The organism is Pseudomonas sp. FW305-20 (assembly GCF_058788075.1).
Map to the genome: position 1 here is coordinate 36,542 of NZ_JBYTAJ010000027.1, position 23,446 is coordinate 59,987.

General features: G+C 59.2%; 27 protein-coding genes and 1 pseudogene. 20 read left to right on the forward strand and 8 right to left on the reverse strand.

Annotation, left to right across the window (positions count from 1 at the left end; all coding sequences use genetic code 11):
* Positions 1-196: 196 nt before the first annotated feature.
* A complete protein-coding gene (locus AC3WP4_RS21075) occupies positions 197-1,207 on the reverse strand; it encodes a DMT family transporter (RefSeq protein ID WP_173860484.1) in 1,011 nt (336 codons plus the stop codon).
* 15 nt (positions 1,208-1,222) lie between these two features.
* Here AC3WP4_RS21075 and AC3WP4_RS21080 point away from each other — a divergent pair, with 15 nt between their 5' ends.
* The 5 genes and pseudogenes from AC3WP4_RS21080 to AC3WP4_RS21100 all read left to right on the forward strand — a co-directional run bounded on the left by AC3WP4_RS21080 (position 1,223) and on the right by AC3WP4_RS21100 (position 4,835).
* Complete coding sequence (locus tag AC3WP4_RS21080; protein ID WP_102615954.1) at positions 1,223-1,786, forward strand: helix-turn-helix domain-containing protein; 564 nt, start codon at positions 1,223-1,225, stop codon at positions 1,784-1,786.
* Between the two features lie 127 nt (positions 1,787-1,913).
* Positions 1,914-2,249: a hypothetical protein gene (locus AC3WP4_RS21085; RefSeq protein ID WP_146011591.1), complete on the forward strand. Its 336-nt coding sequence runs from the start codon at positions 1,914-1,916 to the stop codon at positions 2,247-2,249.
* A 289-nt stretch (positions 2,250-2,538) separates the two neighbouring features.
* The gene (locus AC3WP4_RS21090; RefSeq protein ID WP_102615952.1) at positions 2,539-2,862 is read left to right on the forward strand and encodes a hypothetical protein; all 324 of its coding nucleotides are present in this window, start codon (positions 2,539-2,541) and stop codon (positions 2,860-2,862) included.
* A 320-nt stretch (positions 2,863-3,182) separates the two neighbouring features.
* Positions 3,183-3,356 (forward strand): annotated as a pseudogene (locus tag AC3WP4_RS21095) (ABC transporter ATP-binding protein); the annotation flags it as partial.
* Positions 3,357-3,395: 39 nt separating this feature from the next.
* Positions 3,396-4,835, forward strand: coding sequence for an FAD/NAD(P)-binding protein (locus AC3WP4_RS21100; protein WP_102615951.1), 1,440 nt, complete (start codon positions 3,396-3,398; stop codon positions 4,833-4,835).
* A gap of 252 nt (positions 4,836-5,087) precedes the next feature.
* Here AC3WP4_RS21100 and AC3WP4_RS21105 read toward each other — a convergent pair whose 3' ends face one another.
* From AC3WP4_RS21105 to AC3WP4_RS21115, 3 genes are all read right to left on the reverse strand, one after another.
* The gene (locus AC3WP4_RS21105) at positions 5,088-5,312 is read right to left on the reverse strand and encodes a hypothetical protein (protein ID WP_102615950.1); all 225 of its coding nucleotides are present in this window, start codon (positions 5,310-5,312) and stop codon (positions 5,088-5,090) included.
* A 180-nt stretch (positions 5,313-5,492) separates the two neighbouring features.
* Positions 5,493-5,795, reverse strand: a complete 303-nt coding sequence (locus tag AC3WP4_RS21110; protein WP_102615949.1) for a phage infection protein — start codon at positions 5,793-5,795, stop codon at positions 5,493-5,495.
* 196 nt (positions 5,796-5,991) lie between these two features.
* Positions 5,992-6,732, reverse strand: coding sequence for a response regulator (locus AC3WP4_RS21115; protein ID WP_102615948.1), 741 nt, complete (start codon positions 6,730-6,732; stop codon positions 5,992-5,994).
* A 183-nt stretch (positions 6,733-6,915) separates the two neighbouring features.
* Between AC3WP4_RS21115 and AC3WP4_RS21120 the strand changes: the two genes are divergently transcribed.
* Together AC3WP4_RS21120 and AC3WP4_RS21125 are read left to right on the forward strand one after the other, a co-directional pair.
* Positions 6,916-7,179 carry a DUF2790 domain-containing protein gene (locus AC3WP4_RS21120; protein WP_074875677.1) on the forward strand — a complete coding sequence of 88 codons (264 nt, stop codon included), beginning with the start codon at positions 6,916-6,918 and terminating at the stop codon, positions 7,177-7,179.
* Positions 7,180-7,296: 117 nt separating this feature from the next.
* The gene (locus AC3WP4_RS21125; RefSeq protein ID WP_102615947.1) at positions 7,297-8,358 is read left to right on the forward strand and encodes an alpha/beta fold hydrolase; all 1,062 of its coding nucleotides are present in this window, start codon (positions 7,297-7,299) and stop codon (positions 8,356-8,358) included.
* Between the two features lie 116 nt (positions 8,359-8,474).
* Here the strand turns inward: AC3WP4_RS21125 and ppnN are convergent, their stop codons facing one another.
* Entirely contained in the window at positions 8,475-9,848 is a 1,374-nt protein-coding gene (ppnN, locus tag AC3WP4_RS21130; protein WP_056744871.1) for a nucleotide 5'-monophosphate nucleosidase PpnN, read from the reverse strand.
* 211 nt (positions 9,849-10,059) lie between these two features.
* Here ppnN and AC3WP4_RS21135 point away from each other — a divergent pair, with 211 nt between their 5' ends.
* Positions 10,060-10,596, forward strand: coding sequence for a DUF3087 domain-containing protein (locus AC3WP4_RS21135; RefSeq protein WP_102615946.1), 537 nt, complete (start codon positions 10,060-10,062; stop codon positions 10,594-10,596).
* Between the two features lie 192 nt (positions 10,597-10,788).
* Positions 10,789-12,366, forward strand: coding sequence for a sensor domain-containing diguanylate cyclase (locus AC3WP4_RS21140; protein ID WP_102615945.1), 1,578 nt, complete (start codon positions 10,789-10,791; stop codon positions 12,364-12,366).
* A gap of 79 nt (positions 12,367-12,445) precedes the next feature.
* On the opposite strand, the gene AC3WP4_RS21145 is transcribed toward AC3WP4_RS21140, so the two are convergent.
* Together AC3WP4_RS21145 and AC3WP4_RS21150 are read right to left on the reverse strand one after the other, a co-directional pair.
* Positions 12,446-12,820 carry a DUF2784 domain-containing protein gene (locus AC3WP4_RS21145; RefSeq protein ID WP_102615944.1) on the reverse strand — a complete coding sequence of 125 codons (375 nt, stop codon included), beginning with the start codon at positions 12,818-12,820 and terminating at the stop codon, positions 12,446-12,448.
* Positions 12,821-12,921: 101 nt separating this feature from the next.
* Positions 12,922-13,857 (reverse strand): sensor domain-containing diguanylate cyclase, encoded by a 936-nt coding sequence (locus AC3WP4_RS21150; RefSeq protein ID WP_074875689.1) that lies wholly within the window; start codon positions 13,855-13,857, stop codon positions 12,922-12,924.
* 176 nt (positions 13,858-14,033) lie between these two features.
* Here AC3WP4_RS21150 and AC3WP4_RS21155 point away from each other — a divergent pair, with 176 nt between their 5' ends.
* From AC3WP4_RS21155 to AC3WP4_RS21175, 5 genes are all read left to right on the forward strand, one after another.
* Positions 14,034-14,732, forward strand: coding sequence for an AzlC family ABC transporter permease (locus tag AC3WP4_RS21155; RefSeq protein WP_008157336.1), 699 nt, complete (start codon positions 14,034-14,036; stop codon positions 14,730-14,732).
* Positions 14,732-15,043: an AzlD domain-containing protein gene (locus AC3WP4_RS21160; RefSeq protein ID WP_162842873.1), complete on the forward strand. Its 312-nt coding sequence runs from the start codon at positions 14,732-14,734 to the stop codon at positions 15,041-15,043. The genes AC3WP4_RS21155 and AC3WP4_RS21160 overlap by 1 nt, the downstream gene beginning before the upstream one ends.
* 60 nt (positions 15,044-15,103) lie before the next feature.
* Complete coding sequence (locus AC3WP4_RS21165) at positions 15,104-15,265, forward strand: hypothetical protein (RefSeq protein ID WP_162842857.1); 162 nt, start codon at positions 15,104-15,106, stop codon at positions 15,263-15,265.
* 263 nt (positions 15,266-15,528) lie between these two features.
* Positions 15,529-16,428 (forward strand): polysaccharide deacetylase family protein, encoded by a 900-nt coding sequence (locus tag AC3WP4_RS21170; protein ID WP_102615943.1) that lies wholly within the window; start codon positions 15,529-15,531, stop codon positions 16,426-16,428.
* Between the two features lie 120 nt (positions 16,429-16,548).
* The gene (locus AC3WP4_RS21175) at positions 16,549-16,791 is read left to right on the forward strand and encodes a DUF1652 domain-containing protein (protein ID WP_074875697.1); all 243 of its coding nucleotides are present in this window, start codon (positions 16,549-16,551) and stop codon (positions 16,789-16,791) included.
* 18 nt (positions 16,792-16,809) lie between these two features.
* On the opposite strand, the gene AC3WP4_RS21180 is transcribed toward AC3WP4_RS21175, so the two are convergent.
* The gene (locus tag AC3WP4_RS21180; RefSeq protein ID WP_008154539.1) at positions 16,810-17,694 is read right to left on the reverse strand and encodes a LysR family transcriptional regulator; all 885 of its coding nucleotides are present in this window, start codon (positions 17,692-17,694) and stop codon (positions 16,810-16,812) included.
* A 127-nt stretch (positions 17,695-17,821) separates the two neighbouring features.
* Here AC3WP4_RS21180 and AC3WP4_RS21185 point away from each other — a divergent pair, with 127 nt between their 5' ends.
* The 6 genes from AC3WP4_RS21185 (at position 17,822) to benB (ending at position 23,445) form a co-directional block, all read left to right on the forward strand.
* Positions 17,822-18,970: a muconate cycloisomerase family protein gene (locus AC3WP4_RS21185; protein ID WP_102615942.1), complete on the forward strand. Its 1,149-nt coding sequence runs from the start codon at positions 17,822-17,824 to the stop codon at positions 18,968-18,970.
* 10 nt (positions 18,971-18,980) lie between these two features.
* Positions 18,981-19,271: a muconolactone Delta-isomerase gene (catC, locus tag AC3WP4_RS21190; protein WP_074875701.1), complete on the forward strand. Its 291-nt coding sequence runs from the start codon at positions 18,981-18,983 to the stop codon at positions 19,269-19,271.
* Positions 19,272-19,326: 55 nt separating this feature from the next.
* Positions 19,327-20,256: a catechol 1,2-dioxygenase gene (gene catA / locus AC3WP4_RS21195; RefSeq protein WP_074875703.1), complete on the forward strand. Its 930-nt coding sequence runs from the start codon at positions 19,327-19,329 to the stop codon at positions 20,254-20,256.
* 121 nt (positions 20,257-20,377) lie between these two features.
* Positions 20,378-21,337, forward strand: a complete 960-nt coding sequence (locus AC3WP4_RS21200; RefSeq protein ID WP_056740468.1) for an AraC family transcriptional regulator — start codon at positions 20,378-20,380, stop codon at positions 21,335-21,337.
* 258 nt (positions 21,338-21,595) lie between these two features.
* A complete protein-coding gene (gene benA, locus AC3WP4_RS21205; RefSeq protein WP_074875705.1) occupies positions 21,596-22,960 on the forward strand; it encodes a benzoate 1,2-dioxygenase large subunit in 1,365 nt (454 codons plus the stop codon).
* The gene (benB, locus tag AC3WP4_RS21210) at positions 22,957-23,445 is read left to right on the forward strand and encodes a benzoate 1,2-dioxygenase small subunit (protein ID WP_074875707.1); all 489 of its coding nucleotides are present in this window, start codon (positions 22,957-22,959) and stop codon (positions 23,443-23,445) included. The genes benA and benB overlap by 4 nt, the downstream gene beginning before the upstream one ends.
* The last annotated feature ends 1 nt before the right edge of the window (position 23,446 follow it).

Genomic DNA, 23,446 nt, shown 5'->3' on the forward strand with positions numbered 1-23,446 from the left:
CCCGGATCACCAAACGCCAAGCTGTCGCAGAATCCTACAAGGTAGACGGAAAAAGCCTGATTCCCGTTGTTTCCAAGGGGGGACTTTGATCGTTCCCACGCTCTGCGTGGGAATGCAGCCCAGGACGCTCCGCGTCCCTTCTAGAGCCGAACGCGGAGCGTCCGTTGAGGCATTCCCACGCAGAGCGTGGGAACGATCAATGCTCGGCTTCGCCTTCCGGGTCGCCCTCGGTCTCAGGCGTAACAGCCTTACCCTTGGTCTTCAACTCACTGACAATCACCGCCGCCACAATCAATCCCGCACCCACCAGCGCAATCGCCGGCAACCGCTCCCCGGCAATCCTTCCGACAATCCCGGCCCACACCGGCTCACCGGCATAGATCAGCGTTGCCCGGGTCGGCGAAACGCTCTTCTGCGCCCAGTTCATCGCCACTTGAATCGCCGCACTGGCTGCGCCCAACCCCAGTGCGCTGCATAACAGCAGCCATGAGAAATCCGGAATCATTTCCTGAGTCGGCACCACCATCAAAAACGCCAGCACCGAGGTGACCGCCAATTGCACCACCGTCACCCGTCGCACATCGACCTGGCCGGCATAGGTGCTGATCAGAATGATCTCCGCCGCAATCGCCACGGCGCTGATCAACGTGGCGATTTCGCCAGGGCTGAAATTGAACGAAGCGCCGGCCGGTCCCGACAGCAACATCAACCCGGTAAACGCCAACATGATCCCGATGCTCGGCATCAACCCCGGACGCCGTCCCAGCACCAGCCATTGCAGCAACGGGACGAAGGGCACGTACAACGCGGTAATAAACGCCGACTGGCTGCTGGGAATGCTCTGCAACCCGACGGTCTGCAAACCATAACCGAGCATGATTGCCACACCGATAAAGGCCCCGGCCTTGAGTTCGAACAGGGTCAGTTCCCGCAGGTGTCGCCAGGAAAACAGCGCAACAATGATTGCCGCTGCGGCAAAGCGCAGGCCGACGAAGAACATCGGCCCGCTGACCGTCATCGCATGCTGCACCAGCAAGAAGGTCCCGCCCCAGACCATGGTGATCAGCACCAGCACGCACTCGGCTTTGCTGAACCGCGAGAAACGGGAGGAAGTGTGAGGGGGATTCACCGACGTCATGACCTTGCGCGCTACCTGAGGGGGACGCACAATGCGCCGAATGTTGCGCAGTATACTGCCCAACCCCATTAAGTGAGCAATATAGTGCACAAAGATTCTACCCCGCGGGCTTCGGTCCTCCAGCACGTCAGCCAGAACGTTCGACGCTTGCGCCACGCCGCCGACATGAGCCAGGCGACGCTGGCGGAAAAGTCCGGGGTCAGCCGCCGGATGTTGGTGGCCATCGAGGCCGGCGAAAAGAACGTCAGCCTGACCACCCTCGACCGCGTGGCCGAAGCGCTGGATGTCGCATTCAGCGACCTGATCCAGGCCTCGGACGCACGCGATCCGAGTCGCATCAATGAAGTGGCCTGGGCCGGGAAAATTCCTGGCAGCAAAGCCGTTTTGTTATCCAAAGCCACGGCTGTCCGCGAAGTGGAACAGTGGGAATGGTGCCTGCAACCGGGGGAAATTTACCCATCGCAACCGGATGCCGAGGGTTGGAGTGAGCAGATCTTTGTGTTCGAAGGCTGCCTGACCCTGATGCTGGGTGATACACCCCATGAGATCGCTGCCGGCGAGTTCTACATGTTCGCCAGCAACCAGCCCCACGCCTATCGCAACGATGGGGCAGTGGCGGCGCGGTTTGTGCGTAATGTGGTGATTTGATCTGCGCTGATTCCACATCAAACATATATAGACCTGTTACTTCTTACAGTAGACGATTGGCTTTGGATCCAGACAATGATGAGTGCGCCGGCGGATGGCGGTCCACTCCTCAACATTGGGTTCACGTATGCCTATTCATCACAGAAAGCCGTCAGCGCTTTTACCTGCACCCGTGCTGCCGGTGGCCTGCGGCGACATGGTCTTTCTCGAAGATGTCTTAGCCGGCGCTCAGGTCAAGATTGTACTGAACCGGAGTGTTTATCCGGGCATCCAGGTGACCCTCGAATACAGCAATGGCGGCACTTCCAAAACATTAACGACCCCACTTACTGGAGATGGGGCATCATTTGTGATTCCTGCTTGCGCGTTTATTAACAGTTTTGGAATGCGGATTCGATATTGGGTCGACGATCCATTCCAACAAAGCGAAGTGCTCGATTTAGGCGTGTCGATGCGCTTGTGAGGCAGGCCTGGCTGTTGGCAGGGCAGCAGCGATTGATCGCTGCCGGCCACTTCTACAAGTTTGCCAGCAACAGCTCCGTGCCTATCGCAACGAGGGGGCGGCGTGGTTTGTGCGAAATGTGGTGATCTGATAGTTGGTAACCGTTCATCGGAAATGATGAGATGCCTGTTATTTATGACAGTAGACGTGTAGCGCGATTGCTCTTCAAATGGAGTTCAGCGCGCTGCTCACAGTTCTTGCCTGATGGGCAGAAGAACTTTTTCTAACGTCAACGGAAGGAAACTTAAAAATGGCATTGGAACGGCTTGAAATCCAAGAGGCTGTAGGAAAGGAAATCAAACTGACGAATGTTCCGGTTCAAGGCGCTACCGCACGCATTCCGCTTCCTCCATTTCCGGATCCTAATGGCAGTATCGAAGTGTTAATTGCTGACCAGGTTGTAGCCCAGCAACCCGTTGGGGAACCAGAAAGCGGTTTTTATAAAGTCCTGGTGCCAAGGAGCGGCTTACTGAATCACACAGGACTGAATAAGGCGTTTTCATACATCTTGTACAATGAAGATGGTAACGCCGGTTACTCTGAATCAACCAGGTATGACATCTTGCATTCTTGACGAGTTGCTCAAAAGCAGTTGTTCGACTTTGCTGATGATGTCGAACAATTGCTGTCATTAACGTTTAACTGGCCACAGTGAATCTGGAGTTTGTTTCGCGTGCTCTTGCAAATCGATTTAGTTGTTTGTGATAAAGAATTGACATAAGTAAAAATCAATTGGCACGACCTCTGTCTTGGCTCTTGGGTGTTCACCCGTCGCCGGGGGCGCGCCATGACAATTTCAGTCTCGCCCTCTCGCAGCGCCCACGTCATCCATTCTGACGCCGAAGCTATCGCCCACAGACGCCGAACGCAGAGGGTCTATACAAAGATTCGTCAGCGATATTTTCCTGTCCTACTTTGGTACTGCTTGACGAACCTTCCATGGCTTTGGCGCCTATGATCGTCCCGGAGACTTTCGAGATCGTCGCCCAGCTCAATCGCGCCGAGTCGGTGAGCTTCCTGATGGCCGAGCAAAACATTATTGTGGCGCTCAAATACGCATCGGCGGCATGACTTCCATTTAGGTAAACACTGAGCAGTGAGAACGCCATGACTGAAACCCAAAGCGGACTGGCCACCGACGCCATCCGCCATGCGGACATCCTGATCGTCGGCGGCGGCCTCAGCGGCGCGATGCTGGCGGCGCAGTTGCTGCGCCTGCCGGGCAAACGCCAGGTGCTGGTGATCGAACCCCGCGCCGAACTGGGACGGGGCGAGGCGTACAGCGCGGTCGAACTGGGCCATACGCTCAACGGCAATGCGGCGCGGATGAGCGTCGATCCGGACAACGCCGATGACCTGACCCAATGGCTCACCGAATACATCGCGGCCGGTGGTTGGCCGGAGTCTGACGAGCAACATGTGCCGGTCAGCGAATTGTTCCCGCCCCGGGGGATTTTCGGCCTGTATGTGCAGCAGCGGCTGGCCGAAGCGCAAGCGGTGGGGGCGTTGAACGGGTCAACGGTCGAGCATGTGCGGGCCGAGGTGGTTGACCTGCAGACCGGGGACGATTCTGTGTTGCTGACCTTGAGCGACGGGCAACACTTGCAGGGCGCATATGCGGTGTTGGCCACGGGGATGTTCCCCGCTGCGCGTACGCCACAGACCGAGTCCAGCGGCTTGAATGCGGCGGCACTTGATCCATGGGACGTCGCGGCCATGCAGCAACTCGATCCGCAGTCGACCGTACTGATCATCGGTTCGGGCCTGACCATGGTCGATGCCGTGGTGTCGCTGGAACAGGCCGGGCATCGCGGGCCGATCGAAGTGTTTTCGCGGCATGGTTTGCTGCCTCATGTACGTCGGCAGCCACCGGCCTGGGTGGATTTTCTCGCCGAGGATCAGAGCATTCGTACACCGCGACAGTTGATGCGCGAGCTGCGTCGGCATTGCCGGGACGCCATCGCTCAAGGCATCGACTGGCAGGCACCGCTCGACACCGTGCGCGCGCATATTGGCCGTTTGTGGAATCAGGCAACGGACGTGCAGCGTCGACAGTTCGTGCGGCATGTGCGGCCGTGGTGGGAAAGTCATCACCATCGCTCGCCGCCGTTGAGTGCCGAACTGGTGGCGCGGTTGCACAAGGAAGGGCGGTTGCGGATTCAGGCCGCGTCGTTCAAAGGGCTGGAGCCTTTCTCCGGCGGTGAAGTCAGCATCCGTATTCGGCGTCGAGGTGAAGCCGAAACTACCGTTGTCAGCGGCGCGGCGTTGATTAATTCCAGCGGCATCGAATACGACTGGCGACGCGTCGCCCGACCTCTGCCACAGCAACTGCTCGCCCGCGGACTTGTCCGGCCGGGGCCGTTGGCGCTGGGGATTGCGGCGGCAGTCGATGGCGCGGTGTTGGGCGCCGATGAGCAAGTCGCCAGCCGTCTGTTCGCCATGGGCCCACCGTTGCGTGGCATGTGGTGGGAAAGCACCGCAGTGACCGACGTCGCGAGCCAGGCCAAGGCACTCGCCGCTCGCCTGACAACAACGCCGTCCCTGTAGCAGCTGCCGAGCCTGCGAGGCTGCGTTCGAGCGCGCAGCGGTCGTAAACCTGAATGCACGATCCGGCTGAAAAAACGCATCACCTGATTCTGCGACCGCTGCGTCCGAACGCGGCCCGACTCGAACGCAGCCTCGCAGCCTCGGCAGCTGCTACGAATATCTCGAGCCTGTATTTCAACACTAAAGACAACAAACCCCGGGGAGATCGGATCTCCCCGGGGTTTGTTGTTTCAAGCGGCGCAAAGCCATTGATCAATAACGCTGATACTTCGAACCGAATTCAGGGCGGTTTTCAGCGACATAGAGTGTGCTCGCTTGGCTGTCTTTGTGATCAACACCGACGGCGTTCACGTTCAGTGTGGCCGGTTGGCTGACTTTGGCCGCTGCAACGACCTGCGGGGTGGCGTGTGGGGCGGCGATGGCGGAGGTGGCGCCAAGAACCGAAAGGGCGAAACCAAGACCGATGATGCTTTTCATGAAGTTGCTCCAGAGTGTGGGGAGAAGATGGGGGTCACTCTAGTGCTGGAGCTGCGCGATGAAAAAACACTCTGACGCATAGTTGTTATCGAGAGCGATGATTCATTGTCTGAACGCATTCCCACGCAAAGCGCGGGAATGATCATGGGGATCGCCAAGCTCAGCCAAAAGCCCTGGCAATCAATATCGTTGATATTTCGAGCCGAACTCGGCGCGGTTTTCCGCGACGACCACACCGCTGCGTACGGCGTTGTTCGGGCTGATTAGCGCCACACGTTCGCGCAGCTCTTGCAAACGGTCGGCACCGCCTTCGGCCACACGATTCTCGATCAGACGATCGGAACCGCCTTCAACCAACAGTTGTTTAACCTGGCCAGGGGACGCGGCATTGCCAGTGGTGGCAGAAGCCAGGCTCGACAGACCGAGACCACTAACCAGGGCCAGACCGAGTGCCAGGGACGAGACTTTCGAGAAGTTGAACATGGGTAATTCTCCGTGCGTTTAGTTTGAGTGGGTCGGTAGCTGTTGCTATCCGGTGATCACAGTTAAACGCTCGGGTGTATCGGTGATGTGTGCTCGAACACGCCGAAGTCGGTGTCTGCGTATCTGTCGCGGGTTCTTATACAGACGGATACAAAGCCCTATGAAAAAGTCTCCTCAGGTTTGCTTGGGGGAAGCTTCATGATTCTGCGCCCAGCAATTCCACCGGGTAGGAGAACACGTAGCCTTCGCTGCGCACGGTTTTGATGTAGGTGGATTCCCGTGAGTCATCCATCAGTCGCTGGCGCAGACGGCTCACCAGCAAATCGATCGAGCGGTCGAACAGGTCGGCGTCGCGACCCTGGGTCAGGTTGAGCAACTGGTCACGGCTGAGCACCCGTTGCGGGTGATCGAGGAACACCCGCAGCAGACGGTATTCGGCGCCACTGAGGGCCACCATCGTGTCGTCTTCGTCGAGCAAGTGCCGGGCGGTGGTGTCCAGGCGCCAGCGGCCGAAGCCCAGCAACCGGCCAGTCTCGGTGATCAGCAGGTTGGGCGGCAGCATCCGGGTACGGCGCAACACGGCGTTGATCCGCGCCAGCAGTTCACGGGCGGCGAAGGGTTTGGTCAGGTAGTCGTCGGCGCCCATTTCCAGGCCGAGGATGCGATCGGTTTCGTCGTCGCGTGCGGTGAGCATCAGGATCGGCGTGGCTTTGTGTTTGCCCGAGCGCAATTCGCGGCACAGCAGCAGGCCGTCATCGCCGGGCATCATGATGTCCAGCACGATCAGGTCCACCTGATTGGTTTCCAGAAAGCTGCGCATCTGCCGGCCATCGGCAATCACCGTGGTGCGCAGCCCGTTCTTTTTCAGGTAATTGCCGACCAGCTCGCGAATTTCCCGGTCGTCGTCGACGATCAGGATGTGGTCCACATGTTCCATCGCTCAGCCTCTTGTTGTTGGTTTTGTATCGCACTGTATCTGATGCCCCCGGAGACACCTTACGCCTTATTAATTCCGGTTCTACGACACATGGCAGATACCTCGGGCCGATTAAATGGGTTCCATCGAGACAAGATGACTTGCCTCACAACCACTGCCCATTGCCACCCAGAGGAAATCACCATGAACTGGAACGCACTGATTGCCGCCAGCTTCTTTGCAGTCCTGAACGTTGCAGCGTTTTCGGCCCAGGCCGATGTTCAAGCGCCGTCGCAAGAAACTTCTCACGGCACCCACCTGGATATCAAGAAAGTGATTTCCGTCGTCGATAACGGCGATGGCAATTGCGGCATTGTCGATGCCCGCCTGACCTATCTCGATTCCAGCGGTATGCAGAAAGCCCTCGATTACAGCAAATTCGCAGAGTGCGGCAATCAGGGCGGCTGATCTTTCTTCTACGCTGATCGCTGTCAAAGACGATGACCGCGCAGTCTGCTCATCAGCCCGTATTGGCTGACTCACATCGTCCAGAACAGCAGGTCAATGACTTCCAGGGAAACCACCATGAAGATGAATGTGTTGAGCAAAAAAAACGACTCGCGTCGTCGTTTCTTTGCCCCATCGGTCCTCGCTTTCGCGCTGATGCAGGCAGGTGCCTTTGGTGCTGCCCATGCGCAGGCCGCAACGCCAGAGCCAGTGTTGGCCAGCGCTGGCACCCTCAAGGCGGATTCGTTTGGCCCGCTGAAGCATGTCAACGCCGGATTGCTGAATGTGGCTTACGCCGAAGTCGGCCCCGCCGATGGTCCGGTGGTGATTCTTCTGCACGGTTGGCCTTACGACATTCACAGCTACAGCGAAGTGGCGCCCTTGTTGGCGGCCAAAGGCTACCGGGTGTTGATCCCGTATGCACGGGGCTACGGCGACACGCATTTCCTGTCCGACAAGACTGTTCGCAACGGCCAGCCCGCCGCGTTGGCCAGTGACGTCATCGACTTTATGGATGCGCTCAAGATCAACAAGGCGGTGCTCGGTGGCTACGACTGGGGCGCGCGCTCGGCGAACATCGTTTCGGCGCTCTGGCCGGAGCGGGTGGAGGCGTTGGTCTCGGTGAGCGGCTACCTCATCGGCAATCAGGCGGCCGGCAAGAATCCGTTGCCGCCCAAGGCCGAGCTGCAATGGTGGTACCAGTTCTACTTCGCGACCGAACGCGGCCAGGCCGGTTACGAAAAAAACCGCCACGACTTCGCCAGGTTGATCTGGGAGCTGGCCTCGCCGAAATGGACGTTCGACGACGCGACTTTCGACCGCAGCGCGGTGGCCCTGGACAACCCCGATCATGTGGCTATTACGATCTTCAACTATCGCTGGCGGTTGGGCATGGTTCAGGGCGAACCTCAATATGAAGCGCTGGAGCAGCGGCTGGCCAAGGCGCCGGTGATTACGGTGCCGACCATCACTATGGAAGGTGACGCCAACGGGGCGCCACATCCGGCAGCCGAGGATTATGCCAAGCGTTTCACCGGCAAATATGAATACCGACTCATCAACGGTGGTATCGGCCACAACTTGCCGCAGGAAGATCCGCAAGCCTTTGCCAAGGCGATCATTGATGCGGATCATCTATAAACCACTGTGGGAGCGAGCCTGCTCGCGAATGGCGGAGTGTCAGTCAACATCATGGTTGAATGACACACAGCTATCGCGAGCAGGCTCGCTCCCACAGGGTTGTTTGATGGTGCCTGTTACGCAACCACTTGATAACACGGCACATACGCCGCGCCACCTGGCAGCTTCATCCGGTGCTGGGCGACGAAGGCCTTGAGCAGCTGATCCAGCGGTTGCATGACAGCCACATCGCCACGGATCTGGTACGGCCCGTGTTCTTCGATCAGGCGGATGCCCTTGTCCTTTACGTTGCCGGCGACGATGCCGGAGAACGCGCGGCGCAGGTTGGCGGCCAGTTCGTGGGCCGGCAGGTTGCGGCTCAGTTTCAGGTTGGCCATGTTTTCGTGGGTTGGATCGAACGGGCGCTGGAAGCCTTCGTCGATCTTCAGCAGCCAGTTGAAATGGAACGCGTCATTGCGCTCGCGACGGAACTGTTTGACCGCTTTCAGGCCTTGAGTCATTTGACGTGCGACTTCAGCCGGGTCGTCGATGATGATCTCGTAGTGTTGCTTGGCGGCTTCACCCAGGGTGGCGCCGACAAACGCATCCAGTTGCTCCAGATACGGCGCAGCATGTTTCGGACCAGTGAGGACCACGGGGAAGGGCAGGCCGGCGTTGTCCGGGTGCATCAGGATGCCGAGCAAGTACAGGAACTCTTCGGCCGTGCCGGCGCCGCCCGGGAAAATGATGATGCCGTGGCCGACGCGAACGAAGGCTTCCAGGCGTTTTTCGATGTCCGGCAGGATCACCAGTTCGTTGACGATCGGGTTGGGCGCTTCGGCGGCGATGATGCCCGGCTCGGTCAGGCCGAGGTAGCGGCCGCCGTGGATTCGCTGTTTGGCGTGGGCGATGGTCGCGCCTTTCATCGGGCCTTTCATCACGCCAGGGCCGCAACCGGTGCAGATGTCGAGGCTGCGCAGGCCCAGTTCGTGGCCGACTTTCTTGGTGTATTTGTATTCTTCGGTGTTGATCGAGTGGCCGCCCCAGCACACCACGATCTTCGGCTCGACACCCGGCCGCAGGGTGCGGGCGTTGCGCAGCAGGTGGAACACGTAGTCGCTGATGCCCTGGGAGGTGCTCAGGTCGATGCGTTGGGCGTCGAGTTCGTTTTCGGTGTAGACAATGTCGCGCAGGGCGCTGAAGAGCATTTCCCGGGTGCTGGCAATCATTTCGCCATCGACGAAGGCGTCGGCCGGGGCGTTCAGCAGTTCGAGGCGTACGCCGCGGTCCTGCTGGTGAATGCGGATTTCGAAGTCCTTGTAGGCTTCGAGGATGGTTTTGGCGTTATCGACATGGGCGCCGGTATTGAGGATGGCCAGGGCGCACTGGCGGAATAAGGTGTAGGTGCTGCCGGATCCGGCTTCGCTCAGTTGCTGTACTTCACGTTGAGAAAGGGTTTCCAGGCTGCCTTTGGGGCTGACCGAGGCGTTGATTACTTGTCGTTGGGTCATTCAATGATCCTTAAAACGATGCCATTCATACAGATAACTGGCATCCGAATAGTATGTATCCATGAAAGAAGATGGCACGAACTGCGCTGTATCGCCATTTCCCCGTTTGACGATGAAAAGATGAAAAGGAGCCCCAGCATAGCTAAATCCCCTGCAGAGGCGATAATGCGCCGCAGCCTTTTTACCCACGCCCTCAAGGAACCCCGTCGCGATGTTCGAAATCCAGCCGCAGAACCCCGAACGCTATCGAAGCCAGACGCGACGCAGCACGATAATCATAGCCTTGATTTTCCTGGCCCTGGCGATGGTGTTGTCCACCACGGCGGTGGCGCTGTTCGGCGAACCCGGTGGCGACAATCTGCGCTTTAACGTCGGCGGCGTGTTTGTGTCGGTGCTGCTGATGGCCGCCCTGATGCGCGGCACCTTCTGGACCCAGCCATGGATGGCCCCGGCGGTTTATGGCTGGCAGCTCAAGCGCAGCCTGATGAGCATCACCAACGTCATGCATCAGGTGACGGCGGCGGTGGAGAAGGAAGATCCTACGGCCATGAAGCTGCTGCGTTTCTACCATCTGGGATTGAGTCAGATGCACGAGCTGGACGGCAACTCCAGTGATCACAGCCAATTGACCCGCGAGATGGATCAGCACAAGGCACGGATGGAAGTGCTGGGCATCGAGACTGATCAAACGCGATTGAATCCGGCCTGGATCGAGGCCGTGAAGCAGACGCCTCGGGATAAACCCTGATTCGTCGACAACCGCTGAACTGCTGAGCCGCAGGCTTGGCGAGCCGTAGGTGAGATTAGTTCTCGCGCAAATCAGCTTTCGGGTGTTTGATGAAGCATAGTTGCCTGGCACCAGGCAGCTCATACCCCGTCAGGGGGCATAAAAAGGGCGAACGGGAAGATTCGCCCTGTGATCAATATTTCAGGGAACGTCATGGGTCATCCGTCCGTCAACAATCGAATTGAACAATCCCGCCATGGTGTGCCTCGGGTCGCCGAGCAAGGCGGGGCCACACTCAAGGTTCGCTCTGCGGTGATTCTGCTGGTCGCGGTGTGCCTGTCCATGGCGGCTATCGTGATTTGGGAAGCCTGGAACTCGCGCCAGTACCATCTGCACGACAAAGAAGTGGCGATGTCCAACCTTGCCCAGACTTTGGCCTCGCAAGCGCAAGCGTCGATCAAGCAAGCCGATATGTTGCTGTTGACCCTGGTGGATCGCCTTGAAAACGATGGCATCGACCAGGCTCGGGTACCTCGACTGGAGCGTTTGCTCAAGGCCCAGCGCAGTGAGTTGAGCCAGCTCCATGGCTTGTTTGTCTACGGCGAAGACGGGCGCTGGATTGCCAACTCCAACGGTGCCGTCATGCCCGGTGCCAACAACGCCGATCGTGAGTATTTCACCTTCCACCGCAATCATCCCGACCGTGGCCCTCACATCGGTCCCTCGATCAAGAGCCGTTCGAGCGGTGAATGGATCATGACAGTGTCCCGTCGCGTCAATCATCCGGATGGCCGGTTTGCCGGCGTGGCGCTGGCAACGATTTATCTCAGTCATTTCCTCGGGCTCTACGACAGTATCGACATGGGGCAAAACGGCGTGATCAATCTGATCGCCGATGACGCCAGTATCGTCGTTCGCCGGCCGTTCAAAGAAACTGAAATCGGCATCAGCGTCGCCAAGGGACCGCTGTTTACGCAACTGTTGCCCAAGGGCAATTCCGGCACGGCGATGGTCCCGTCCTATGTGGATGGCGTCGAGCGGGTGGTCGGTTTTCGCAGGGTCGACGGTTATCCGCTGATCATCTATGCGGCGCTGAATAAAGATGAAGTCCTGGCCGCCTGGCGCAAGGAGGTACTGCTGAGTGCCGGGATCGTCTCGTTATTCCTGGGGTTTCTCGGGGTCCTCGGTTATCGCCTGATTCGCCTCATGAGGCAGCAGAATCACGTGCAGGGCGTATTGCTGGACGCGCAGGAAAAACTCATCGAGGTCAACCGCAGTCTTGAGTTGCTGGCGCTGGAGGACGCACTGACCGGACTGTCCAACCGGCGTCAGTTCGATCTGTTCATCCTCGCCGAAATGGGCCGCGCCAGACGCAACCAGACCCATCTCGCGCTGCTGATGATCGATGTCGATCACTTCAAGAGCTTCAATGATCTTTACGGCCATGTGGCCGGTGATGAGTGTTTACGCAACATCAGCACGATCATCAGGGACAACATCAAGCGCCCCGGCGATCTGGCTGCTCGCTATGGCGGTGAAGAATTTGCGGTGGTACTGCCCGGGACGGACTATGTGGGAGCGTTTCTGGTGGCGGAAAAAATCCGCCGCGCGGTTCATCTGGCCGGCATCCAGCACAGTGAAGGGGTTGAAGGCACGGTGACGGTCAGCCTGGGGGTCGCCGCTTACAATCCGGCGTCACAAGCCCAGCCCAGCGACCTGGTGGGGGCTGCCGACAAGGCGCTGTACGTGGCCAAGGCCAGCGGTCGGAACATGAGCGTCATTGCCAATTGAATTCAAACAAGGCTGCCAACGGCCCGGATGGCTTCCAGCCAGGTGCGACCTTCAATCGATAACATGATCCGAATCGGTTTCAGGCTGCGCGACGCAACTTCCACCGCTTGATCAACCGAAGGTAGACCAGCACGTTGATCACCAGCACGACGCTGCCCAATCCCAGCTGGATCGCCGGCGTCAGGCCCGCCGGGTAAATGACCGGCCACACGTAATGTTCGATGAAACCGCCGACATAACCGGTTTGCCCGGCTGCGTCGCGCATGAGGTTTTCCCACTGCGTCAGCGGGCAGGGCAAGTGGAAGACTTCCACCGACACGCCCCACACAGCCGCGGGCAGGTGCCACCAGGCCAGGGGGCGCCATTTGAGCACCAACAGCCCGCCGAACAGCACGAACAGAATGAACAACAGGTGGAACAGGACCAGCCCGTCGGCGGCGATTCGGTAAAGCATGTCGACTCCCTGGTGCGTTATGCGAATGGCTCCATGGTACTCGGGCGGGTCGCTGATGCTCTATCGATTGCTGCTGTTCGGCGCTGCGAGCACGCCTTTCGTCAATCGCGAAAATCAACGAACTCCGCACGCATCCTGCCGTTGTGCTTGGCCCTGTAGAGCAACTTGTCGACCTGCTCGACGAATTCCAGCGCCGTCGCGTGCGGCGTTGCGGTGGTGGTGCCGACACCCAGGCTCAGGCTCAGCCGCTTCGATACCGCAGAAAACTCATGGGGAATGTGCTGCTGGCGAATCAGAAGCAGGCATTTATTTGCCACCAGCCTTGCGGATTCGGCGTCGGTTTCCGGCAGCAGCCAGACGAACTCTTCACCGCCGATCCGCGCGATGAAATCTCGTGGCCGATTGGCCGCCAGGGACAAGGTCTGAGCGACGCGCCGCAAGCATTCGTCACCCTTGATGTGCCCGTAATGGTCGTTGAACTGTTTGAAGTAATCGATATCCAGGATCAGTAGCGACAGCGCTGATCCCGTGCGTTGAGCGCTGCTCCATTCGCGCTCCAGCACGGTGTCGAACATGCGCCGGTTGGCGATGCCGGTCAGCCCGTCCTGGAAGGAATATTCTTCGAGTTGCTTTTGCAGGCGGCTCAAGTGCTCTTCGGTTTTCTTGCGCTCACTGATGTCGAACATGAAACCCACCAGCGCTTCCACTTCACCGTCCTTGCGCACCACGTGCACCACATCGCGGATCCACACATAGTCACCGTCGCGGGTCAGCGCCCGATAGTCTGCCTCGTGATCCACACCCGCCCGCGATTGCGATACGCAGAACTCCACCACGTAGTCGCGATCATCCGGGTGCATGCGTTCGACCCAGTCATTGACCCCCACCCAACTGTCCTGTTTCCAGCCCAGCAGACGCTCGATCTGCGGACCGATGTAGCTGAAAGTCATGGTCTTCCAGTCGATCCGCCATGGTATTGCTTTGGTCGACTCAAGCAGGGTTTTGTAGACGTCGCTGTCGGTTTCGATTGAGCTCATGAGGGGGCCGGATCTCAAAGATGAAAAAACTGCGCCATCATGTTGCTACTACTGGAGTGAATCAAGCTTGTAGCCGATGAATGGAACAAGTTCGCGTACCAAGTGCGCAAGATCGTTCAAGCCAGCGGCCGCGACTGCTGGCACAGTCTGGGGTCTTTCCCTGGTTGTAGAGCGTTATGTCCAATTCACTCATGCCGCGCAGCGCCTTTCTTCGCGGCGCCGCGGCGATCATGCCGTTGTCCCTGGCCACCGCGCCCTGGGGCTTGCTGGCCGGCTCCATGGCCATCGAGGCCAACCTCACGCCCCTGCAAGGCCAGGGGCTGTCGAGCATCGTGTTTGCCGGGGCGGCGCAACTGGTGGCGATCGGCATGCTCAAGGGCGGTGCCGGGATCTTTTCGATTCTGCTGACCACGCTGCTGCTGACCTCCCAGCATTTGCTCTACGGGATGAGCATGCGTTCGGTGATTTCGCCGTTGCCTGGACGCTGGCGTGTGGGGCTGGGTTTTTTGCTCACTGATGAGCTGTTCGCCCTGACCAGTGCGCATGACAAACAACAGTTCAACCGCTGGTACGCGTTGGGTGTCGGCCTGACGTTCTACATCGCCTGGAACCTCTTCACCCTGGCCGGCATCGTGCTCGGCAGCAGCATTCCGGGGCTGGAACACCTGGGACTGGACTTCTCCATTGCCGCGACCTTTATCGCCCTGATCACCCCCGTGGTGCGGAACGTGCCGACCGTGGTGTGCGTGGCGGTGTCGTTGTTTTGCTCGGTGCTGTTCAGTTATTGGCAATGGGGCTCGGCGCTGGTGCTGTCGGGGTTGGCGGGCATGACCGCGGGCTTTATCTGCAACAAATTCTACGGTGGACGCACATGATGGTCTGGGCGGTGATTTTCGGCATGGGGTTGTTGGTGTTCCTCAACCGTTATGTGTTTCTGGAGCCGCGGCTGCCCGTGCGCTTGAGCAGCAATGCGCGGCAATTCCTGGGTTTTGCGGTGCCGGGCATGCTGACGGCGATCTGCGGGCCGATCGTGTTCATGCCGGACAAGCAGTTGAATCTGCAATGGGATAACCCGTACCTGCTCAGTTCGCTGGTGGCGGTGGGGTTGGTGCTTTACACCCGCAATACCTTGCTCAGCATGTTGTTGAGCATGGGGTTCTTCTTTTTGCTGCGTTGGTGGTTCTAAGTCGTCCTTGTCGAAACTGTTCTACGCTTAAAAGGGACCCCTACAGGAAGAGAGGTGAACATGGCTAATGATCCCAAGCGTCCAGACCCGGATGAAGAGGTGGATGACGAACCCACGGAAGAGGAGATTGAGCGGCAGCGGCGTTCGACGCCGGACTGGAAGCATCCCGACGATGGGAAAGAACTGTCGGATCGCGATCAGGAATGGCCGTTGAAGCCTTGACTGCGCAATACCTGCGTTCGGCCTCTGGGAAAGGGGCAAGCAGATCAAGATCAAAAGCCAAAGCCTGACGCGGTACCTGTGTGGGAGCCTGCTCGCGAAAAACGTCCGGACACCGCATTCATTCAGACAGCACACGTTATCGTTCACGTCTTTCGCGAGCAGGCTCGCTCCCACAGGATGCGCACTGGAACCAAACACTGTGTACCCTTATCCAACCTCGGCCCGCAGCGACCTGCGGACGACGAAGGATAAATGGGCAAAACATGAAACAGCTGTTCAAGGTTCTATCTGCACTCATCATCGCCACTGGGCTGGCGGGGTGCATCGCTTCTCCCATCGAAATGACGCCGCAGACCGAACAGCGTCTGAGTGAGCAACCGCCGATCCGTTTTCTGCTGACCTTCGACGACGGTCCCAGCGCCTCGAGTTTGTGGAATCCGACGATGACGGTGCTCGACAGTCTGGCCACCAACCCGGTGCAACCGAACCTTAAAGCGGTGTTCTTCGTGCAGACCGGTGCGCCACGTGCCGGCAACAGCGAAATCGGACGCGAGGTCATGCGCCGTGAACACGCAGACGGGCAGATTCTGGGCTTCCACTCGGCGACCCGCTCGCACACCAATCACAGATCCCTGAGCCCGGAAGAACTGGAGCAGTCACTGAGCAAAGGCGCCGCAGACATCGCCGCGATCACCGGCGCGCCGCCGACCCTGGTGCGCCCACCATTCTGGAGCTATGACAACCGGGTTTTCGCCGCCTATCAGCAGCACGGCATGCACCTATTGCTGACCGACCTGAGCGCCAATGACGGCAAGATCTGGGGCTTCAACGCCAGCCCCCAGCGGCGGGCCCACTTCTTGCGCACAATGTCCGAAGTGCGCGAACGCATCGCCCTTGGCGAATTACCGGTGGTGGACGGGGTGATTCCGGTGGTGGTGACCTTCCACGACCTCAATCGCTACACCGCCCGGCATACTCGCGAGTACCTGCAAATCCTCCTCGACAGCGCACGGGCTACCGGTGTGAAAACCGCAGAAAAGCCGTTTTACGACGACACGGCTGCGCTGCAACGGGCCGCCATGGCGCGTACGGTTCGCGACAGTTCAGAGCCGGTCAAATTACCCGGGCTCTGGAATTGGATCTGGGGTGCGGATTCTCACTGAAAGGTCGCCAAAATGAGAAACAGCTAACACTTATTTTGAGCATTGGCGGGCGCAGGATGGGGAAAGCCCATCTATGCTGAGCAAGTTGGATCCGATTAACCTGCCACGGAGGCGCCAGTCATGGTTTCAGTTCCTGAGCTTTGCCGCATTGTCGAGTCCGGTTTTCAACCGCTTTCCTGCGCCTGCACAGTGAATCCCGACGGAACGTTACGGATCAAAGTCTATGAACCCGCCACCGGGCGCATTGCTCTGTTGATTACCGGTGTATCGCCCGAACGACTGACCAGCGTTCGCGCTATCGCCAATCTGATTGGCGAGTTGCGCATCGAGATGCGCGCCGGTCGCCGGGCCTTCGCCGGCTGAAGCGGATCGCATCGCGGATCAGGCCCGCGGTTGCAGTTCATCGATCATCTGCAAGCAATGATTCAACCCCGGCGATACGTCGCCCACGCGCCTGCTGAGAATGATCGGCGAGGTCGCATTGTCTTCCAGCAGCGGCGTGAAACCGATGTCGTCGCGGTGCAGCAGTTGCACCGAGGCCGGCACCAGTGTGACGCCGATTCCCGCTCCCACCAGTCCGATGGCGGTTTGCAATTCGTTGGTCCATTGCGCCACATGAATGCTCACGCCATAGGATTCGAATAACGCGATGACGTGATCGGCATAGCTGGGCCGCGGGTTGCCGGGGTACAGCACAAAAGGTTCTTTCGCCAGTTCGCGAAGGCTGATCGGCCCGGCCAGTAAGGGGTGCCCGGCGGGCAGGGCGGCGACCAGTCGATCTTCAGTCAAAACCGTCTGGATGATCGCCGGATCATCGATGCGGATTCGGCCGAAACCAATGTCGATGCGCCCGGCCTTGAGCGCCTGCACTTGCTGCAGTGTGGTCATTTCCGAGAGCCCCAGTTCAAGCTCCAGGGGCTCGCCACTGCGCAAACGGCGAATCAGTTCCGGCAGCACGCCGTAGAGCGTCGACGGGGCAAAACCGATGCCCAGCCAGGTCTTTTCGCCCAGACCGATCCGCCGCGTGTTATCGCATACCTTGCTCAGTTGCTCGAGCAGGGCGGTGGAGTGCTCATGGAAAAACCGCCCGGCATCGGTCAGCTTCAGCGGCCGCCCGCGTTCCAGCAACAACACGCCCAGTTCATCCTCCAATTGCTGCATCTGCCGGCTCAGTGGCGGCTGGGCGATGTGCAGCAGTTCGGCGGCACGGGTGAAATTGAGGGTTTGAGCCAACACCTGAAAATACCGCAGGTGACGCAGTTCCATGGGGCCTCCAGTCGCAAGTCGGTTGCATACCTTAAAGGTATCAAGTCAGACCAATTCTATATTGGCTTCCCGAAAAAAGCCGTACCAGAATCGGTTCCAGAACTTTAAGAACCTGACAGGTATCGACATGCTTGCAACAGCCATTGAATCGATCGAGACGATCATCGTCGATCTGCCGACCATCCGCCCGCACAAGCTGGCGATGCACACCATGCAGAACCAGACCCTGGTGATCATTCGCGTGCGCTGCGCCGACGGCATTGAAGGCATTGGCGAATCCACCACCATCGGTGGCCTGGCCTACGGCAACGAAAGCCCTGAGAGCATCAAGACCAACATCGACAAACATTTCGCGCCGCTGTTGCTGAGCCAGAACAGCGCCAACGTGAATGCTGCGATGTTGCGTCTGGAGCGCAGCATCCGTGGCAACACGTTCGCTAAATCAGGTATCGAAACCGCCTTGCTCGACGCTCAGGGCAAACGCCTTGGGCTGTCGGTCAGCGAGTTGCTGGGCGGCCGCGTTCGCGATGCCCTGCCAGTGGCGTGGACCCTGGCCAGTGGGGACACCGGCAGGGACATCGCCGAAGCGGAGAAAATGCTCGACCTGCGACGCCATCGGATTTTCAAACTGAAAATCGGTGCCGGCGAAGTCAACCGCGACCTGGCTCACGTCATTGCAATCAAGAAAGCCTTGGGCGACCGCGCCAGCGTGCGGGTCGATGTCAATCAGGCCTGGGACGAAGCGGTCGCGCTGCGCGCCTGCCGGATCCTGGGAACCAACGGCATCGACTTGATCGAACAGCCGATCTCGCGCAATAACCGCTCCGGCATGGCGCGCCTGAATGCCATGAGCCCGGCGCCGATCATGGCCGACGAATCCATCGAGTGCGTGGAAGACGCCTTCAACCTGGCCCGTGAAGGCGCGGCCTCGGTGTTCGCCCTGAAAATCGCCAAGAACGGCGGCCCGCGCGCCGTGCTGCGAACTGCGGCCATCGCCGAAGCGGCCGGTATCGGTCTGTATGGCGGCACCATGCTCGAAGGCGGCGTCGGCACCCTGGCCTCGGCCCATGCTTTTGTCACGCTGAACAAACTGGCGTGGGACACCGAGCTGTTCGGTCCGCTGCTGCTGACTGAAGACATTCTCAGCGAGCCGCTGGTTTATCGCGATTTCGAGCTGCACGTGCCGAAAACGCCGGGGTTGGGCCTGAACCTCGATGAAGAACGTCTGGCGTTCTTCCGCCGAGACAAAACGTCTACTGCCATTCATCAAGCCTGAGGAGAGCATCATGCTGTTCCACGTAAAAATGACCGTGAACCTGCCGGTCGATATGAATCCCGAAGCAGCCGCGAAGCTGAAGGCTGACGAAAAGGCCCTGGCCCTGCGCCTGCAAGAGCAAGGCAAGTGGCGTCACCTGTGGCGCATCGCCGGACACTATGCCAATTACAGCGTTTTCGACGTCGACAGCGTGCAGGAGCTGCACGACCTGCTCATGCAATTGCCGTTGTTTCCGTACATGGCGATCGAGGTCGAGGCGCTGTGCCGGCATCCTTCTTCCATTCGCGAGGATGACCGCTGAACCCAGCCTGTTCAGTTCGCTACGCTAATAATTACAAGATGAGGAACCCACCAAAATGAACGTCAAGATTTCCCACACTGCCGGTGTCCAGAAGTTTCTCGAAGAGGCCAGCGGCCTGCATAACGAGGCCGGCGACCCGCGGGTCAAGGCGCTGGTCTACCGCATTCTGCGCGATTCGGTGAACATCATCGAAGACCTGGCCGTGACCCCGGAAGAATTCTGGAAAGCCGTCAACTACCTCAACGTGCTGGGCGCGCGTCAAGAGGCCGGGTTGGTGGTGGCCGGGCTCGGTCTCGAACACTACCTCGACCTGCTGATGGACGCCGAAGACGAGCAGGCCGGCAAGGCCGGCGGCACGCCGCGGACCATCGAAGGCCCGCTGTACGTGGCGGGTGCGCCGCTGTCGGAAGGCGAAGCGCGACTGGATGACGGCGTCGATCCGGGGGTGGTGCTGTTCATGCAGGGCCAGGTCAAGAACACCGCCGGCGAACCGTTGGCCGGTGCGGTGGTGGACGTCTGGCACGCCAACACTGGCGGCACTTACTCCTACTTCGATACCACTCAATCGGAGTTCAACCTGCGTCGTCGTATCGTCACCGATGCCGAGGGTCGTTATCGCTTTCGCAGCATCGTGCCGTCGGGCTATGGCTGCCCGCCGGACGGTCCGACCCAGCAACTGCTCGATCAACTGGGCCGTCATGGGCAACGGCCGGCGCACATTCACTTCTTCATTTCCGCGCCGGATCATCGTCACCTGACCACCCAGATCAACCTCGATGGCGATCAGTACCTGCACGACGATTTCGCCTATGCCACTCGCGATGAGCTGATTGCCAAAATCACCTTCAGTGACGATCCACAGCGCGCGGCGGCCCATGGTGTCAGCGGTCGTTTTGCCGAAATCGACTTCGATTTCACCTTGCAGACCACCGCGCAACCCGACGAGCAGCAACGCCACGAGCGGGTCCGCGCACTCGAGGACTGATATCCTCGAACAGCGGAACCGGGCCACGAGATAACCGACCGTTTATCTCGTGGTCTTCGGCGTTTCGATCATTGCCCTGGATTGGCCCGACGTAACCTATAACAACAATGAGAGTGCCCCGATGATGCAAGCGCAACTGTTGAGTCAGCGCAGCACCGTATTCGACCATGCCGACCCTTACGCGGTGTCGGGCTACGTCAATCAGCATGTCGGTAACCATTGCATTCTGATGCCCCGGGCCGGGCGACCGCTGGCCAGCCTCAATCACCGCAAGTTTGCCAGCCTCGACCTGTGCCGCATCAGCTATGGCGGCAGCGTGCGCGTCACGTCGGGTGCGCTGGAAAGCATCTATCACCTGCAAGTGTTGCTGCGCGGCAACTGCCTGTGGCGCGGTCATGGCCAGGAACACTACTTCGCGCCCGGCGAGCTGTTGCTGATCAATCCCGATGATCCGGTGGACCTGACGTATTCCGACGATTGCGAAAAATTCATCCTCAAAGTCCCCACCCCGTTGCTGGAATCCGTATGCGATGAGCAGCGCTGGCGGTACCCGGGGCAGGGCGTGCGGTTTCTGGAGAACCGTTACCAGCTCGATGAGCTGGAAGGCTTTGTCGGTCTGCTGGCGATGATTTGCCAGGAAGCCGAGGCCACCGAACAGATTCCCAAGGTGCAGGAGCACTACGCGCAGATCATCGTCAGCAAGATGCTCAGCCTGATGAAGACCAACGTCAGCCGGATCAGTCTCGGCTCACAGACGGCCACGTTCGAGGTGATTGCCGACTACATCGCCGGCCACCTCAAACAGGACATCGACAGCGAAGAACTGGCACGCCAGGCGCGGATGAGCCTGCGCTCGCTGTACGGATTGTTCGAACGCAACGCCGGCACCACGCCGAAAAACTACATCCGGCAAAAACGCCTCGAGCGCATCAACGCCTGCCTGAGCGACCCGACCTGCAACGTGCGCAATGTCACGGAAGTGGCGATGGATTACGGCTTCCTGCACCTGGGGCGGTTTTCCGACAGCTACCGCAAGCAGTTCGGCGAGTTGCCGTCGGACACCCTCAAACGCCGCCACTGACCTGGCAAACACCGCCCATCCCTGTGGGAGCATGGCTGCTGATCGTTCCCACGCTCCCGCGTGGGAATGCAGCCCGGGACGCTCTGCGTCCCAAAAGCGGACGCGGAGCGTCCCTTGAGGCATTCCCACGCAGAGCGTGGGAACGATCAAAAATCCTGCTGCACAAAACGGATACAGGTCTGCACCCAGCGGATAGTCCACCCCATCCCCCCGTCCTAGCATGGCCCTGCCTGAATAAAAACAATGGAGGCGGCGGCCATGTCCCTGCGACCCGAATACCTTCACTCCCTGCTCGAAGATGACAAAGAACAGGGTATCTATCGCTGTAAGCGCGAAATGTTTACTGACCCGCGGCTGTTCGATCTCGAGATGCAGCACATCTTCGAAGGCAACTGGCTGTACCTGGCCCACGAAAGCCAGATCCCCAACAAAAACGATTTCTACACCACCACCATGGGGCGCCAGTCGATCTTCATCGCGCGCAACAAGGACGGTGAACTCAATGCGTTCCTCAACGCCTGCAGCCATCGCGGCGCGACGCTGTGCCGGCACAAATCCGGCAACAAGAGTTCGTACACCTGCCCATTCCACGGCTGGACCTTCAACAACTCCGGCAAGCTGCTCAAGGTCAAGGATCCGGCCGAAGCGGGCTACCCGGCGAGCTTCAACTGCGAAGGCTCCCACGACCTGACCAAAGTCGCGCGTTTCGAGTCATATCGCGGTTTCCTGTTCGGCAGCCTCAAGGCCGATGTCGTGCCGCTGGTTGAACACCTGGGCGAGTCGGCAAAGATCATCGACATGATCGTCGACCAGTCCGCCGATGGCCTGGAAGTGCTGCGTGGTTCTTCCAGCTACATCTACGAAGGCAACTGGAAGCTCACCGCCGAAAACGGTGCCGACGGCTATCACGTCAGCTCCGTGCACTGGAATTACGCCGCTACCCAGAACCAGCGCAAGCAACGCGAGGCCGGCGATTGCAACCCGACCATGAGTGCCGGCAGTTGGGCCAAGCAGGGCGGTGGTTTCTATTCCTTCGACAAGGGCCACATGCTGCTCTGGACCCGTTGGGCCAACCCTGAAGATCGCCCGTTGTACGAGCGTCGCGATGAACTGGCCCAGGACTTCGGCAAGGCCCGCGCCGACTGGATGATCGAGAACTCGCGCAACCTGTGCCTGTACCCGAACGTGTACCTGATGGACCAGTTCAGTTCGCAGATCCGTATCGCCCGGCCGATCTCGGTCAACCGCACGGAAATCACCATTTACTGCATCGCCCCCAAAGGCGAAAGCGACCACGCCCGTTCGAGCCGGATTCGTCAGTACGAAGACTTCTTCAACGTCAGCGGCATGGCGACCCCGGACGACCTGGAAGAATTTCGTTCTTGCCAGACCAGTTATCAGGGCAGCGTGACCGCCTGGAACGACATGTCCCGTGGCGCCGAACACTGGATCGAAGGCGCCGATGAGGCGGCCAGGGAAATCGACCTGCATCCGCTGCTCAGCGGTGTGCGCACCGAAGACGAAGGCCTGTTCGTGCTGCAACACAAGTATTGGCAGCAGACCATGCTCAAGGCCTTGGCCGCCGAGCAGTCCGAACTGATTCCTGTGGAGGCCGTGCAATGACCATCACCTATGACGCCGTGCGTGATTTTCTCTACCGCGAAGCGCGCTACCTCGACGACCGGCAGTGGGACGAATGGCTGGAGTTGTACGCCCAGGATGCAACGTTCTGGATGCCGTCCTGGGACGACAACGACGAGCTGACCGAAGACCCGCAGCGGGAAATCTCGCTGATCTGGTACGGCAACCGCACCGGCCTGGAAGACCGCGTCTTCCGCATCAAGACCGAGCGTTCCAGCGCCACCATGCCGGACACCCGCACCTCGCACAACATCAGCAACATCGAGCTGCTGGAACAGGCCGACGGCATGTGCAAGGTGCGTTTCAACTGGCACACCCTGAGCTTTCGCTACAAGACCGTCGACAGCTATTTCGGCAGCAGTTTCTACACCCTCGATGTGCGCGGTGAAAACCCGCTGATCAAGGCCAAGAAAGTGATCCTGAAGAACGATTACGTTCGCCAGGTCATCGATGTCTACCACCTGTGAG